The sequence below is a fragment of the Candidatus Blastococcus massiliensis AP3 genome, from assembly GCF_000582785.1.
In the GTDB taxonomy this organism is placed as follows: Bacteria; Actinomycetota; Actinomycetes; order Mycobacteriales; family Geodermatophilaceae; genus Blastococcus; species Blastococcus massiliensis.
Window position 1 is genome coordinate 781844 of the sequence record NZ_HG931175.1, and the last position, 14623, is coordinate 796466.

The window sequence follows — 14623 nt, forward strand, 5'->3', positions numbered from 1 at the left end:
GCAGCGTTGTTCGACGTCTCTTCGCGCGTGTCCTATCGTCAGCGCGTCACCAACTTCGCTGCTCACCGCTCCGCAACCTGGTCGGTGTGCGACCTGGTATTTCGTCGTGAGCTCGTTCAGCTCGGGCTGCCTGCCGGACGAAAGTCGGCAACGATCGCGCCACCCGTCGTCCCATTCAGCACCCGCGATTACCTGCGCGGCCTGATCGATGGAGACGGGAGCGTCGGCTTCACTCGAACGGGACGGCCATTCATCAGCTTCGTCACCGCTAGTCAACCGCTTGCCGAATTCTTCTGCGCTCAGACTCTCGCCGTCACCGGAACTCACCGACAATTCGCCGGAATGCACGCGACGGGGTGTACAACCCGATGGTGGCGGCAGAGCCAGCTGCCGCGTTGGCCGCCTGGCTCTATCCCGCTGACTGTCTCGCGCTGGGCCGCAAGCGTGACGCCGGCACGCGCGTGGCTGCCTGGACAAGGCCACCGGGCATGCGAGCCCGCCCGACAGCAGGGTCCCGACGATGGACGGCCGCGGAAGATGCCGACCTCTTCAGGGGGCCCGTCCACGAGGTTGCAGCTCGACTGGGACGCAGCGACCAGTCGGTGCGACTCCGCCGATGGCGTCTGCGGCAGGACCGCATCGAGCACGATCCGGGAACCCGCCCCGGCGGATGATCACCGAGCGTCGCGGGAGCTCCGGGCCGGCGCCGCCGCGGCGCTGCCAGGATGCGTGCATGCCATCGACGGTCGCCGAGGTGTTCCGGGAGCACGCCGACCACCCAGCCGAGCGCGGCTCTCCGCTCATGCAGGCCCTCCTCCTCGGTGCCGCCGAGGACTGGGACGCCGATGGCATAACCCGCGCGGTGCTGGATCCTTACGCCGACGACCCGCCGGGGTCCGCACTGCCACTCCGGTTCGCCGCGGCGCTGCACCGCCTGGTGCTCACCGGGCAGGCGGCGGAACTGGCCGCGCACTACCCGACCGTGGGCGGCACCGAGGCCCCGGAGCTGGCGTGGCACCCGGCCCGCCGGGTCCTGGAACGGGAGACCGACCAGGTCCGCGAACTGACCGGGTTGCCCTGCCAGACCAACGAGGTCGGCCGCACCGTCCCGCTGCTCGTCGGCCTTGCCGAGGTGGCCCACCGCACCGGCGGGCGCCCGCTGCGGCTGCTGGAGATCGGCGCCTCCGCCGGGCTCAACCTCCTCGTCGACCGGTTCCGCTTCGGCGACGTCCGGGGACCGCCCGACTCACCGTGCCGGCTGCCCGCTCCGGGTTTGGACCTCGACACCACCGGCCTGCGGATCGCCGAGCGGGCCGGCTGCGACCGCGCACCGCTCGACCCGGGCGACGAGGAGGCGCGACTGCGCCTGACCGCCAGCGTCTGGGGCGACCAGGTGGACCGGTTCCGGCGCCTGCGCGGCGCACTCGCCGTCGCCGAGTCATACCGGGTGCCCGTCGAGCCGGCCGGCGCCGCCGAGTGGCTCACCCACCGGCTCGCCGCCACTCACACCCAGGACACCGCCGTTCCGGTGGTGTGGCACAGCATCGTCCGGTCCTACGTCGACCCCGGCGAGTGGCAGCAGGTGGAGGAGCTCACCGCCGGCGTCTGGCGGCTCTCCTACGAACCCGACCCCGGCCCGAACCCGCGCGGGGTACCGCTGCGGCTGTTCTGCCCCGGCACCGACCCCGGCGGCGAGGTCCTCGTGCACGGCACCGGCCACGGACCTCCGCTGTCCCCGGCGGCCCGCCCCTGACGAGATCTGCACACTCGCCCTCTTCAGGCGGCTGATGGGGGCGAGTGTGCAGATCTCGCCCCCGGGCAGGGTCAGCCCAGGGTGACCGAGCCGGTGGCCCTCGGGACGAGCTCCACCCACGTGTTGCCCGGTGCGAGCTGCACCGGCAGGCCGTCCGGTCCGGTGAGGACGACCGGCGCCGTCTCCGACGCCTTGGTCCAGGTCGCGGCGATCGTGCTGCCGGCGCTCGCGACCAGCGCCTCGCCGCTGCCGACCATGCGGGTCTCGGGCACCGGGTTACCAGCCGGGTCGCGGTACGGGGTGTTGACGACGTCGACCCGCAGGACCACGACGTTGTTGGTGCGTACCCGGGCCCCGTCGGCCTCCGTCGCAGGAGTGGTGCCCTCGGAGCGGAGCCACGCCGCCTCGGCCGGACCCCAGGTCCAGGTGGGGCGGCCGGTCCCGGAGAGCTTGAGCTGCAGCGAGGCGGTGGGCGCACCCTGGACGAAGGCGGTGGGCGGCGAGCCGACGGGGACGAACTGGAACTGCGCGGGCGGCGCGGCGAGGTGCGCGGCGTCGGCCTGGGCGAGCAGCGCCGCGGGGTCCGCGTACACGTTGTGCGGCGCCGAGCGGTTGCTCGACCGGAAGAACCCGGCAGCGCCGGCGTCCTGGCTGAGCACCTGCATCCCGGTATCGGCGATCGCCCGGACGAAGTCGGGACCGCCGCCGGAGAAGGCGAACAGCCCGCGCAGCGGGCCGGCGATGGCGGCGTCCATGGGCCGCACCGAGCGGATCGGGCCGATCTCCGGGGGCGGGCTGGAGTGGAAGACCGCGACGAAGCGGGTGATGCCGCCCTCCACGACCTGCTCCCACACCATGTCGGCGGAGTTCAGGCCGGTCTGCGGGCGGGCGGCCGTGGAGTTCTCGATCTTCACGGCCAGCGCGGGGCGCTCCGGCGGCGCCTCCGCCGGCACGCCGGTCAGCGGCCACGGGACCAGCACGGGCGGGGGCCGGCGTCGTCGGCGCGGCGGCAGCGGGCGAGGTCTCCGGGGCCGGCCTGGTGGCCTCCGCGCCGCAGGCCGCAGCGGACACCAGCGCGCCGACCATGCCGATCGTGGCCGCGGCGCGCCCGAGCCGGCGGCGTCCGCTCATACGGGAAAGCATGGGCTGCTCCTGCGTCGGCGATCGGTGTGATCCGCCCGCCGAGCGGGCTCGGCGTCACAGTAAGACCGCCAGTCCTCACACCCCGTGACCGCCACGCAGCAGGCAGTCCCGACGACAGCCTCAGGTCCGGGCGACCGCCAGCAGGGTGACGTCGTCGGAATCGGGCGGGGTGAGCGCGGTGAGAACCGCGTCGAGCAGCGCCTCGGCGTCGGCCGGCCCGGCGCCGACCGTCTCGCGCAGCGCGTCCAGGCCCTCCCCCAGCCCGCCGCGCACCCGCTCGACCAGGCCGTCGCTGAACAGCAGCAGCCGGTCCTCACCGCCCAGGGTCAGCCGCGTCTCGTCGTAGGAGGGCGTGTCGAGCACGCCCAGCGCGGGACCGCGACCGCCCAGGACGTACTCGGCTCCGCCGGCGTGCGCGTGCAGCACGGGCAGGTGCCCGGCGCTGGCGACGACGACGTCGCCGGTGTCCGGGTCGAGCTCCGCGACGACGACGGTGGCCATCTCCCCCGGCAGCAGCGCGCCGGTGACCTCGTTGAGCATCTCCAGCGCCGCAGCCGGGCCCGCGGCACGCAGCAGGTGCGCCCGCAGCGCGTGCCGCAACTGCGCGGTGACCGACGCCGCCGCCAGGCCGTGTCCGGCGACGTCGCCGAGCACGACGGCCAGCTTCCCGCCGGGCAGCGGCACCAGGTCGTACCAGTCACCGCCGACGACGTCCTCGGCGCTGGGCAGGTACCGGGCGGCCAGCGCCACACCGGGCACCTTGGGCAGCTCCTCCAGCAGCAGCGTGCGCTGGAGCGCGCCGGCCAGCCGGTTGTCCTCCTCGGACCGGTTGAACGTGGCCGCGGCGAGGTGGCCGGCCAGCGAGCGGGCGGCGGCGATCTCGTGCGCCCGCCAGGGGCTGGACGTACCGCGCACCGTCTCGCTCCAGGCGGCGAACGACCGGCGGGGGCTCAGCCGCGGGCCGTCGTGGGTCTGCGCGACCTTGGACGAGTACGGGTTGCCGCCCCAGGTGACCTCCCGCAGCGTCTCGGGCCGGAACCAGGCGAGGAAGTCCTCGCCGCCGACCGGGACGGCGAGCACGCCGCTCGCGGTCTCGAGGAGGTCGGCCGCACCCGGCACCACCCGGCCGGCGGAGTCGGTGGCGGTCACGTCGGCGGCCAGCAGCGCGTCGACGAGCTCGGTCACGCGTGCGGCGGGCGGCGTCGTCCCGAGGAGCCGGAGCTGCCCGCCCAGCCGCAGCGCGGCCCCGGACGCGGGCACGAGGTCCAGGACGGTCACCTCCTGCTCGGTGAGCGCCGTGCCGAGGGCCCGGGGCGTCCGGCCGACGGCGGCGGCCAGCTCGGCGACGCGCTCGGCGACGTCGACGACGCCCTCCTGCTCGTCGGCGGCCCCGGTGGTGCGCAGCAGCAGCGACGCCGTGCGGCCGAGAAACTCCGCGGCGGTGCGGTCGGCGTAGGAGGGGCGGTGCGGCCCGGCGTAGTGGTGGCAGGAGATGAGACCCCACAACCGGCCACGGTCGATCAGCGAGACCGACATCGAGGAGACGACGCCCATGTTCGCGAGGTACTCGAGGTGCACCGGCGAGACGCTGCGCAGCATGGCGCCGGACAGGTCGAGCGGGCGGCCGGCGAGCGGGTTGACGGCCGGCTCCAGCGGCACCCGCCGGTAGCCGGCGTCGGGGATCAGGCGCATCCAGTTGGTGGTGTACAGCGCGCGGGCCTGGGCGGGGATGTCGCTGGCCGGGTAGCGCAGGCCGAGGAACGGCTCGAGGTCCTCGCGGCGGTCCTCGGCGATCACCTCGCCGTTCCACTCGGCGTCGAAGCGGTAGACCATCACGCGGTCGAAGCCGGTCAGGCCGCGGACGTCGCGGGCCAGGGTGGCACCGAGCTCCTCCAGCGTCGTGGAGGCCGACAACCGCTGGAGCACCGACGGAAGCCGCCGGTGCCAGGCGACACCGGCCTGCCCGGCTCCGGCGACCGGCTCCCACTCGGTGAGCAGCAGCCCGTCGGCGCGGTGCAGGACGACGTCGACCTCGGTGCCGGCGACGGTCATCCGGAGCGGGCTGACCTCGGCCAGGTCGCCGTCGAGCCCCTGGCGCAGCCGGGCGAGTGCGTCGTCGTCCAGGACGTCGGCGAGGGTGCCCACCGGGCGACCGAACAGGTCCGCGGCGTTGGCGGAGGCGACGACGACGTCGAGCCCGGGCTCGGTCACCGCGAGCAGCACGCCGTGCGGCTGGACGGCGCCGGGGACGGCGATCGGCTCGTCGGCGCAGCGCTGCAGGGCCTCGTCGTCCACCGGGCTGGTCACCGCGGGGAGATTACGTGCCGGAGTCGCCCCGGACGATCCCGGCCGGGATCTCGGCGACCGAGTTCACCAGCGGCACGTAGGCGCCGAGGTCGAGCAGGTCGACGGTCAGCCGCACCGGCTTGTTGGTGCGCGGGCAGAGCACGTAGAGCGACACCCCGGCGGCGGCCGCCTTGCGGGAGACCGTGAGCAGCGTGCGCGCGCCCGAGGAATCGAGGAAGGTGGTGGGCGTCAGATCGACCACCAGCTCGCTGCCGGGGTTGCTCAGCTCCTTGTCGGCGGCCTCGTCGAGCCGCGCCGCGGTCGACAGGTCCAGCTCACCCCGTACGGTGAGGGCGGGACGGCCGGCCACGGTCTGCCGTTCCACGTCGAACAACGCTGCACCGCCTCTCACCTCGTCGTTCCGTCGAGCGTAGGACATCGGTGCCGAGGAGGGTGAGCTGCCTTGGACATCTCGTTCAGCGTCCGTCTCCCGAGGGATGCCCGCAGCCTGCCCCTGATGCGGGGCCTGGTCCGCCAGGCCCTGGAGCACCTGGACGTCGCGGACCAGACGATCCAGGAGATCGTGCTGGCCCTCACCGAGGCGTGCGCGAACGTCGTCCAGCACGCCGGCCGGCACGAGGAGTACCAGGTCGACGTCGCCATCACCGACGACACCTGCCACATCAGCGTGCTCGACGACGGCCACGGCTTCGACCTCGAGCAGGCGACGGTGCCCGAGGGCTCCCCGCTGGAGGCAGGCCGCGGGCTGGTGCTGATGAAGGCGCTGGTGGACGACCTGCAGTTCGTGCGCGCGGAGGACGGCCGGCACCGCGTGGAGCTCGCGAAGCGGCTCCGCACCGAGCCCACGCTGCGCCTGCTGCCGAACTGACCGGCCTGCCCGCGGGCCCGCCGTCCGGGTGGACGACGATGGCGGCGTGAGCGCGCCGACCGACAGCCCCGATGCCTTCACCGCCGACGTGCGCGAGGCCGTCCGTCTGCTCGAGGGCGTGGCCGAGCGGACGCCGCTGCAGCGCAACGCGCGGTTGTCCGGGCTGACCGGCGCGGACGTGTGGCTCAAGCGCGAGGACCTGCAGGTCGGCCGCTCCTACAAGATCCGCGGGGCGTACACCGTCATCTCCCGGCTCCCGCCGGCCGACCGCGCCGCCGGGGTGGTGTGCGCGAGCGCCGGCAACCACGGGCAGGGCCTGGCCTACGCCTGCCGGGCGCTGCAGGTGCGCGGCCGGGTGTTCGTGCCGGGGACGACGCCGCGGCAGAAGCGCGAGCGGATCGCGGCCCTGGGCGGCGACATGGTCGAGCTGGTCATCACCGGTGACTCCTACGACGAGGCGGCGGCCGCGGCGGCGGTGTTCTCGGCGACGTCCGGTGCGACCCTGGTGCCGGCGTTCGACTCGCTGTCGACGGTGACCGGGCAGGCGACCGTGGCGGTGGAGATCCTCGAGCAGCTGCCGTCGCCGCCGGACGTCGTCGTCCTGCCCGTGGGCGGTGGCGGGCTGATGGCCGGCGCGGGCAACTACCTGCGGCTGCACTCCCCCGCGACCCGGCTGGTCGGGGTCGAGCCGGCGGGCGCGGCGAACATGGCCGCCGCGCTGGCCGCGGGCGAGCCGGTGGACCTGCCGGAGATGGACACGTTCGTCGACGGCGCCGCCGTGCGCCGGGCGGGCGCGGTGACCTTCCCCCTGGTGCGCGACTCCGGCGCGGAGCTGCTGGCCGTGCCCGAGGGGCAGATCTGCACCGAGATGCTGGAGCTGTACCAGGCCGACGGGGTGATCGCGGAACCCGCGGGGGCGCTGGCGCTGGCCGCGCTGAGCGGCGGGATCGTGACGGTGGAGCCCGGGCAGACGGTGGTCTGCGTGCTCTCCGGCGGGAACAACGACGTCAGCCGGTACGCCGAGGTGATCGAGCGCTCGCTCGTCCACCGCGGGCTCAAGCACTACTTCCTGGTCGAGTTCCCGCAGGAGCCCGGCGCGCTGCGGCGGTTCCTCGACGAGGTGCTGGGGCCCGACGACGACATCGTGCTGTTCGAGTACGTGAAGCGGGACAACCGGGAGACCGGCGCGGCGCTGACCGGGATCGAGCTGGGGCACGCGGACGGTCTGCCCGGGCTGCTCGCCCGCATCGAGGCGAGCCCGCTGCGCATCTCGCACGTCGAGCCCGGCAGCACCGCCTACCGCTTCCTGGTCTGACCTACGGCTGCAGCACCCGCACCGGCGCCCCGGCCACCCACGCGGCGACGTCCTCCACGACCTCGCGGTAGAAGACCTCGAAGGTGCCGCGGGTGACGTAGCCCAGGTGCGGGGTGAGGACCGTGCGCGGCGCCGAGCGCAGCGGGTGGTCGCGGGGCAGCGGCTCGGTGTCGTGGACGTCGAGCCCGGCGCCGGCGATGCGGCCCTCGTGCAGCGCGTCGAGCAGGGCCTGCTCCTGCACGATCGGGCCGCGGCTGGTGTTGACCAGCACAGCGGTCGGCTTCATGCGACCCAGGTCGTCGGCGCCGACGAGTCCGCGGGTCCGGCGCGACAGCAGCAGGTGGACGGTGACGACGTCGGACGTCGCGAAGAGCTCGTCGCGCTCCACGCGGCGGACCCCGACCTCGGCGGCGCGCTCGTCGGTGAGGTTCTGGCTCCACGCGACGACGTCCATGCCGAACGCCTGCCCGATGGTGGCCACCCGGCTGCCCAGCCGGCCGAGCCCGACGACGCCGAGCCGCGCGCCGGCCAGGTCGCCGCCGAGGGTCTGCTGCCAGCCGCCGGCCCGCATCGAGGCGTCCTCGCGCGGGATGTGCCGGAGGGTGGCCAGGATCAGCCCCCAGGTGAGCTCGACGGTGGCCTCCGCACTCGCCCCGGTGCCGCAGACGGTGATGCCGAGCTCGTGCGCCGCCGCGACGTCGAGAGCCGCGTTGCGCATGCCGGTGGTGACCAGCAGCCGGAGGTTCGGCAGCCGCTCGAGCAGGCCGCGGCGGAACTCGGTGCGCTCCCGCATGGCGACGACGACGTCGAAGGGCTCGAGCCGGGCGGCGAGCGCGTCCTCGCCGGCGACGGAGTCGTGGAACTCGACCACCTGCACCGGCCCGGGCACCGTCGACCAGTCGCAGAACTGCGCGGCCACGGACTGGTAGTCGTCGAGGACGGCGATGCGGTGCATGGCGTCGGTCTACTACAGCCCGGGCACGCAGCGTCCCCGGCCCAGCGCGGAGAGGCCGGTCAGGTCGCCGTCGGCGAGGTCGAGGACGTCGTCCGTCACCGGATGCATGAGCTGGGTCGGGTCGTCCACGTGGTCCAGTCCCACGAGGTGCGCCAGTTCGTGGATGACGACCGCGCGAGCGATGGCCTCCCCTCCACGGGATCCGAGGACGAGGTCGAACGTCGCCGCGTCCAGCGACACCCCACCCGTGACGTACACGTGCGGGCCCAGGCCGGCCGCCACCCACTGGCTGCCGGCCTCGGCGATCATGTCGGTGAGGAAATCGGGGTTCTCCTCGGTCGTCTCCCAGGCGATCACCACCGGCGCCCAGCGGTCTCCGTAGACGTCGGGCTGGTAGGGCTCCCGGCCGTCCACGGGTCGCTCGGCCGTGGCGCCCTCGTAGACGAACTGCAGGCCCGTCACCTCGGAGATGCGCCGGACCGCCGACTCGATGACGGCCTGGCCTCCGGCGGGGGCGTTGTCCGGCCGGACGACGTAGCGGATCGGGCGGCAGGGGTCGTAGGCGACCGGTTCGTCGCCCCATCCCTGGAACTCCAGGAAGGCGTGCGGGCCCCCGCCGGCGGGCGGGTCCTGCGGAACGCCGAGAGGCGTGTCCGAGACGTCCTCCGGGGGCGTGGGGAACCCGGGGATCCGCGCCGGCAGGAGCGATCCGGCGTCCTCGTCCTCATCGGTGTCGGTCTCGGGGGCGGCGACGACCGGCTCGGTCGGGTCGGCGGTGCCGCCGTAGCCCAGCCGGTCGACGAGCGTGGCGCCGCCCAGGCAGAGCACGACGACCAGGACGACGGACAGCGTCCAGCGCCAACTGGGAGGACGACGTGCGGGAGCCGCGGGGGGCCAGGACGGCGGCGGCGGCCAGGAGCGCCACTCGGTCGGCGCCGGCTGCGGTCGCGCCGCGGCGAGCTGCGCCTCCTCCAGTCGCGCCGCCTCGTCGACCACCCACTGCGGAACGTGTCCGCTCCCGGGCGGACGCGGCCCGTCCCCCGTGCCCGGAGACTGCTGGTCCACGGCACCCCTCTCGTCACCCAGGGGTCTACGGCCCGTGGCCCGCTCGCTCAAGAGGCGCCGGTGCGGTCCACTCCATCGGGTCGCGGGGCGCGACACCACAGGACACGCGGGAGCGAGTCAGAGCGCGGGCTCGCAGGCCCCGGCGCCGAGCGCCGCGAGGCCGGTCAGGTCGCCGGGCGCGAAGTCGAGGACGTCGCTCGCCGTCGGGTACATGAGCTGCGCCGGGTCGGCCACGTGGTCCAGGCCGACCAGGTGGGCGAGCTCGTGCAGGACGATGGCGCGCGCGAGCGCCTCGCCGCCGGGGGCCGCGAGGATCCGGTCGAACTCGGCCTCGTCCAGCGAGACCGCACCCGTCACCAGCACCCCGGGCCCGCCGGCGATCGACATCCACTGGCTGCCTGCCTCGCCCGCCACCGCCGTGAGGAACGTCGGGTTCTCCTCGGTGGTCTCCCAGGCGATCACCACCGGCGCCCAGCGGTCGCCGTAGCGGTCGGGCTGGTACGGCTCGCGGTCGCGGGTCGGCCGCTCGTCGGTGGGCCCGTCGTGGACGAACTGCAGGCCGGTCACCTCCGAGATCCGCTCGACGGCATCCTGGAGGACGGCCTCGCCGCCGACGGGGGCGTGGTCGGGCCGCACGACGTAGTGGATCGGCCGGCAGGGGTCGTAGGCGACGGGGTCCTCGCCGCCCGGCTGTCGCGCGGCGAAGGCGTGGGTGCCACCGCCGGCCGGAGCGGGCAGCGGCGCGCCCAGCGGCTCGTCCTCGGAGTCGTGACCGGGCGTGGGGAAGCCGGGGGCGGCCTCGGCGACGCCGGAGATGCCACCGGGGATCCGCAGGCCGAGCACCTCGGTGGCCACGAGCCCCAGGCCGAGGACGAGGGCGACGACGAGGACCGCACGCAGGGCGGAGCCGCGGCGTCCCGCCGCCGTGGGGGCCGGCGGTGACCAGGTGCGCCACTCGCTGGGCGGTGTCTCCCGGCGGGCCGCCTCGTCGAGGACCCACTGCGGGATGCGGCCGGTCGGGGACGTGCGGAGCCCGGGGCCCGACTGCGATGTCTGCTCGTCCACGTGCCTCCCCCGGTCCCCCCAGGGTCTACCCGCCGCGGCCCGGGCGCTCAAGGCACGCGCGAAGGCGGCACTCCATCGGGTCACGACCGCGACGGCCCCCGACCGCGGTGTGCGATCGGGGGCCGTCGTGGGCGTGCGGGCGGCTCAGCGGCGCTTGCCGCCGGCGTTCTTGTTCTGGAAGTCGGCGAGCATCTTCTTGAGCTTCGCCTGGTTCTGCGGCTTGCGCGCTTCCGAGATCACCTTCGCGGCGACCCCGGACATCACGAGCTTCCGGATCATTCCTGCCATGTTCGCCTCCTCGTTGTGCGTCTGGGTCTCCGGTGCCCCGAACGCGCGTCCACCAACCGCAGCCTTCGTGCCGTCAGCCGATCGGGGACCCGGGACGCCACGATGCTATCCACCGAGCCCCGCGTCCCGGGCCCTCGCCACCGCCTGCGCCCGATCGGAGACGTCGAGCTTGGTGAAGATGCTCGAGACGTGGTTGCGGACCGTCTTCTCCGAGAGGAACAGCCGGCGGGCGATGTCGGCGTTGCCCCGCCCCTCGGCGGCGAGCCGCAGCACCTCCCGCTCCCGCTCGGACAGCTGCGGGAAGGGGGCCACCACCGCCCCCGGCCGGGCAGCGAAGAAGCCCATGACCCGCTCGGCGACACCGGGCCCGTAGACGGCCTGACCACCGGCGACCGAGCGGACGGCGCGCTCGATCTCCTCCTGCCCCGCGCCCTTGAGCAGGTAGCCCCAGGCGCCGGCGCGGATCGCGGCGAGCACGGTCTCGTCGGCCTCCATCATGGTCAGCACGAGGACCCTCGTCCCCGGCGCGACCTCCTGCAACCGCCGGGTCACCTCCACCCCGGTCAGGTGCGGCATCTGCAGGTCCAGCAGCGCGACGTCGGGGCGGGTCTCGACGACGGCCTCGACGGCCGCCAGCCCGTCGGCCGCCTCCGCGACGACGTCGAGGCCGCTGTCCTGCAGCAGCAGCCGCAGCCCGGCCCGGAACGCGGGGTGGTCGTCGGCGATGAGGACGCGGATCACGGGGCTCCTCGCAGCGGTAGGACGGCGGACACGCGGGTTCCTCCGCCGGGCCCCGGCCGGACCTGGCAGCTGCCTCCGAGCTCGGCGGCGCGCTCGCGCATCGACTGCAGGCCGAGCCCGGGGAGCGCGTCGACCGGACAGCCGCGTCCGTCGTCGGCCACCTCGACGCACACCTCGTCCGGCCCGCCCTCCAGGCGCACGGTGATGCACCGGGCGCCGGCATGACGGATGGCGTTGGTCATCGCCTCCTGGGTGATGCGGAAGGCCGCGACCTCGACCGCGGCGGGCAGCCTCTCGAGCGTTCCGCTGCCCTCGATCCGGATCGTCGGTGCGCCGTCCTGCTCGGCCAGCAGCCCCGGGCCGGTCGCCTGGAGCGCGCCGAGCAGACCCAGGTCGTCCAGGGCCGGCGGGCGCAGGTCCTGGACGATGCGGCGCACGTCGCCGACGGCCTCCTGCAGCTGCCCGCGCGCGGTCGTCACCAGCGGCACCGCCCGGGCGGGCTCGGAGGCGAGCGCGCGGGTCGCGACGTCCAGCGCCATGACGGCGGAGGCCAGCTGCGGACCGAGGCCGTCGTGCAGGTCGCGGCGGATCCGCCGGCGCTCCTCCTCGCGCGCGCTCACCAACCGGTCGCGGGACCGCTCGAGGTCGGTGGCCAGCCGCAGCGCGAAGCCGACGGCGGCCAGCTGCGCGGCCACGTCGGAGAGCAGCGCGACGTCGAGCGGGTCGAGTGCCCCGGTGCCCGAGCGGTGCGCGACGTGCAGCGTGCCGACGACGTCGTCGTGCCACTGCAGCGGGAAGGAGTGGACGGCGAGCGCGGGGTCGCCCACCGCCTCGACCACCGGCGGTGCGTCGGGCCGCTCGACCTGCACGCGGACGGCGGGCAGCTTGAGGTCGGCGGCCAGCGTCGCGACCGCCTCGGCCAGCGCCTGCCGGGGCGACGCGGCGTCGCGCAGCACCTGGGTGACGCGGCCGACCACCCGGTACGGATCACCCCGGGAGCCGTGCAGCAGCCGGTCGACCGCCCGCTGGATGCGGACGTACAGGGGGTGGAAGACGGCGGCCACGGCCACGGCACCGGCGAAGCCGACGACGGTGTCCGTGGTCCCGGCGATGCCGCCCAGCCAGCCCACCACGGCCACGTAGACCAGGGCCGAGCAGGCCAGCAGCGCCGTCCCGACCAGGGTGCGGTTGAGGACGACGTCGATGCCGAACAGCCGGTAGCGGACGACGGCGATGCCGATCGCGACCGGCACCGCGAGGGTGACCGCCACGTTGACCGGCGCCGGGGCGAGGAACGCCGCGAGCACCGCCAGGGCGATCGCGTAGCCGACCCAGGTGATCTGCCAGCGTCCCTGCGGATCGGCGCGGCGGAACCGCAGCACCAGGCTCGTCAGGCCCAGGAGGGCCAGCACCGGGACCAACGGGTTGAGCGCGGTCTGGACGCCGGCGAGGACGGGCTCCGGGAGGCCGATCGCCACGGGGTTGGCCGGCTGGTCGCCCTCGGGCTGGATGTCGGTGAAGGCGGTGAGCAGCGACATCACGGCGATCAGGGCCAGTGCGGTGACCGCGACCGGGCGCCAGCGCCGGGACAGCAGCCGGCCGTCCGGGAAGAGCAGTGGGAGCAGGGTGGCGAAGGCGACGAACGACGGCACCCAGGTCCACAGGGTGAGCCAGGCGGCGGCGCGGAAGACGAGCGCCGGATCGTCGGTCCCGGCGAACCCGTGGACGGCGAGGCCGAGGGAGCCGGCGTACAGGCAGGCGAAGCAGCCGATGACGGTCATGAGCTGCAGCACCCGGTGGCCGGGCACGCGGCCGAGGAGGGCGGCCCCGACGATCGCCATCGCGGGACCGACCAGCGGCTCCGGCGAGCCGAGGAGGTCGGCCCGCTCGGCCGCCGGAGTGGTCAGGTGTGCGCCGAGTCCGACGGCCAGGTAGCCGACGGCGACCGCGGCCGAGGGCCGGGCCGCCGTGGTGGCGGCCCGGCCCTGCTGCTGCGTGCGCTCGTCGACCACCGGATCGTCCACCTCGCGGGCGACGCTACCGATCGGATGACTCCTGGTCAGCGGGTTGCCGCGTCGGGCGTGCGGCCGGTCCACCACTGCCGGTCGGTTCGCCGGGCGACGGTGACGGCCACCCCGAACGAGGCGGCGACGAACAGCCAGTGCGGGTCGACCGGGCCGGTGGAGAAGGCGCCGAAGTCGAGGACCAGGAACGCCAGCAGGACGACGGGGATCCAGACCGGCACCACCCGGGTGCGGAGGTAGCCGATCGAGGTCAGCAGCACGGAGCCGACCATGCCGAGCAGGAAGGGCGCCAGGATCAGGATCGCGAGCGCGCTGCTCTGGGCGTCCTCGATCAGCGCCACCATCGCCGCGCGGTCGGGCTGGTCGACGGCCGCGGCGTCGTAGATGGAGACGGCGTGGATGCCGAGGAAACCGAGCCCGCCGACGAAGGCGAGGATCATGGCGGTGGCGCCGAGCCGCGGCATCCGCGGCCGGAACAGCTGGGCCATGGCGACCAGGCCCAGCAGCAGGAACGGGACGCCGATGGTGCCGACGACCAGGCCGACGGCGGCCAGCGTCGGCCGGTCGGCCCAGGCGTCCAGGGTCTCGGCGACCGACGAGCTCTGGCCCCCGGCGCGGTTGAGCAGCGCCTCGCCGAGGTTCAGGACCGCACCCACGGTGAGGCACACGACGGCGGCTCGCCGGCCGAGCGGCGCCGGCCGCGGGGTCGGCTCGTCCTGCGTCGCGGACCGGGGCGCGTCCGGGGCCGGAGCCGGGGTCACGGGCTGAGCGGTCATGGGTCCACCTCCAACGCCCGGCGGGTCCCTCCCGCTGGGCGAGGACGACGATCGGGCGGGACGTGTCCCGGTGTCGTGAGGCACCGGTCCCGATCTCGCGGGGAGCCGCAGCCCGCGCCCGGACCCGCCGGAGTGGTCCTACGGCGGGGCGCACGGCGTGTCGGACGCGCAGGCCGTGGGCAGCCGCACACCCAGCGTCCCGACGGGCCGCCCCTGCGGAAGTAAGCGGCCGGATGCGTTCCGTTATAAGGCTCTCCGCCGGCCCCGAACCCCGGTCGGGATCCGTCGTGGTCGGGTGGCGAGTCGCGGTCGGCACGGCCGGG

Annotated in this window: 13 protein-coding genes and 1 pseudogene; 4 read left to right on the forward strand and 10 right to left on the reverse strand. The window is 74.8% G+C overall.

The annotated features are described in order from the left end of the window. Positions 1-84: 84 nt before the first annotated feature. Positions 85-246, forward strand: a pseudogene (locus BN344_RS21245) (hypothetical protein); the annotation flags it as partial. Positions 247-733: 487 nt separating this feature from the next. After that, complete coding sequence (locus BN344_RS17865; RefSeq protein ID WP_051516078.1) at positions 734-1753, forward strand: DUF2332 domain-containing protein; 1020 nt, start codon at positions 734-736, stop codon at positions 1751-1753. 71 nt (positions 1754-1824) lie between these two features. Here BN344_RS17865 and BN344_RS17870 read toward each other — a convergent pair whose 3' ends face one another. The 3 genes from BN344_RS17870 to BN344_RS19265 all read right to left on the reverse strand — a co-directional run bounded on the left by BN344_RS17870 (position 1825) and on the right by BN344_RS19265 (position 5567). Continuing rightward, positions 1825-2733 (reverse strand): DUF3048 domain-containing protein, encoded by a 909-nt coding sequence (locus BN344_RS17870; protein WP_231487006.1) that lies wholly within the window; start codon positions 2731-2733, stop codon positions 1825-1827. A gap of 283 nt (positions 2734-3016) precedes the next feature. After that, complete coding sequence (locus BN344_RS17875) at positions 3017-5203, reverse strand: SpoIIE family protein phosphatase (protein WP_081788745.1); 2187 nt, start codon at positions 5201-5203, stop codon at positions 3017-3019. 10 nt (positions 5204-5213) lie between these two features. Further along, complete coding sequence (locus BN344_RS19265; protein ID WP_166518266.1) at positions 5214-5567, reverse strand: STAS domain-containing protein; 354 nt, start codon at positions 5565-5567, stop codon at positions 5214-5216. Positions 5568-5645: 78 nt separating this feature from the next. On the opposite strand from BN344_RS19265, the gene BN344_RS17885 reads away from it, so the two are divergent. After that, positions 5646-6071 (forward strand): ATP-binding protein, encoded by a 426-nt coding sequence (locus tag BN344_RS17885; protein ID WP_051516081.1) that lies wholly within the window; start codon positions 5646-5648, stop codon positions 6069-6071. Positions 6072-6117: 46 nt separating this feature from the next. Next, positions 6118-7386 carry a threonine ammonia-lyase IlvA gene (gene ilvA / locus BN344_RS17890; RefSeq protein ID WP_051516164.1) on the forward strand — a complete coding sequence of 423 codons (1269 nt, stop codon included), beginning with the start codon at positions 6118-6120 and terminating at the stop codon, positions 7384-7386. 1 nt (position 7387) lies between these two features. Here the strand turns inward: ilvA and BN344_RS17895 are convergent, their stop codons facing one another. From BN344_RS17895 to BN344_RS17920, 7 genes are all read right to left on the reverse strand, one after another. Beyond that, positions 7388-8341 carry a D-2-hydroxyacid dehydrogenase family protein gene (locus tag BN344_RS17895; RefSeq protein ID WP_040339801.1) on the reverse strand — a complete coding sequence of 318 codons (954 nt, stop codon included), beginning with the start codon at positions 8339-8341 and terminating at the stop codon, positions 7388-7390. A 12-nt stretch (positions 8342-8353) separates the two neighbouring features. After that, positions 8354-9406, reverse strand: coding sequence for a matrixin family metalloprotease (locus BN344_RS17900; RefSeq protein WP_040339802.1), 1053 nt, complete (start codon positions 9404-9406; stop codon positions 8354-8356). A 117-nt stretch (positions 9407-9523) separates the two neighbouring features. After that, positions 9524-10471 (reverse strand): matrixin family metalloprotease, encoded by a 948-nt coding sequence (locus BN344_RS17905; protein WP_040339803.1) that lies wholly within the window; start codon positions 10469-10471, stop codon positions 9524-9526. Between the two features lie 144 nt (positions 10472-10615). Next, the gene (locus tag BN344_RS20425; protein WP_166518267.1) at positions 10616-10759 is read right to left on the reverse strand and encodes a hypothetical protein; all 144 of its coding nucleotides are present in this window, start codon (positions 10757-10759) and stop codon (positions 10616-10618) included. 105 nt (positions 10760-10864) lie between these two features. Continuing rightward, positions 10865-11500 (reverse strand): response regulator transcription factor, encoded by a 636-nt coding sequence (locus BN344_RS17910; RefSeq protein ID WP_197022369.1) that lies wholly within the window; start codon positions 11498-11500, stop codon positions 10865-10867. Next, entirely contained in the window at positions 11497-13524 is a 2028-nt protein-coding gene (locus BN344_RS17915; RefSeq protein ID WP_155858942.1) for a sensor histidine kinase, read from the reverse strand. The genes BN344_RS17910 and BN344_RS17915 overlap by 4 nt, the downstream gene beginning before the upstream one ends. 35 nt (positions 13525-13559) lie before the next feature. Then, positions 13560-14300, reverse strand: a complete 741-nt coding sequence (locus tag BN344_RS17920) for a DUF6796 family protein (RefSeq protein ID WP_040339804.1) — start codon at positions 14298-14300, stop codon at positions 13560-13562. Between the last annotated feature and the right edge of the window lie 323 nt (positions 14301-14623).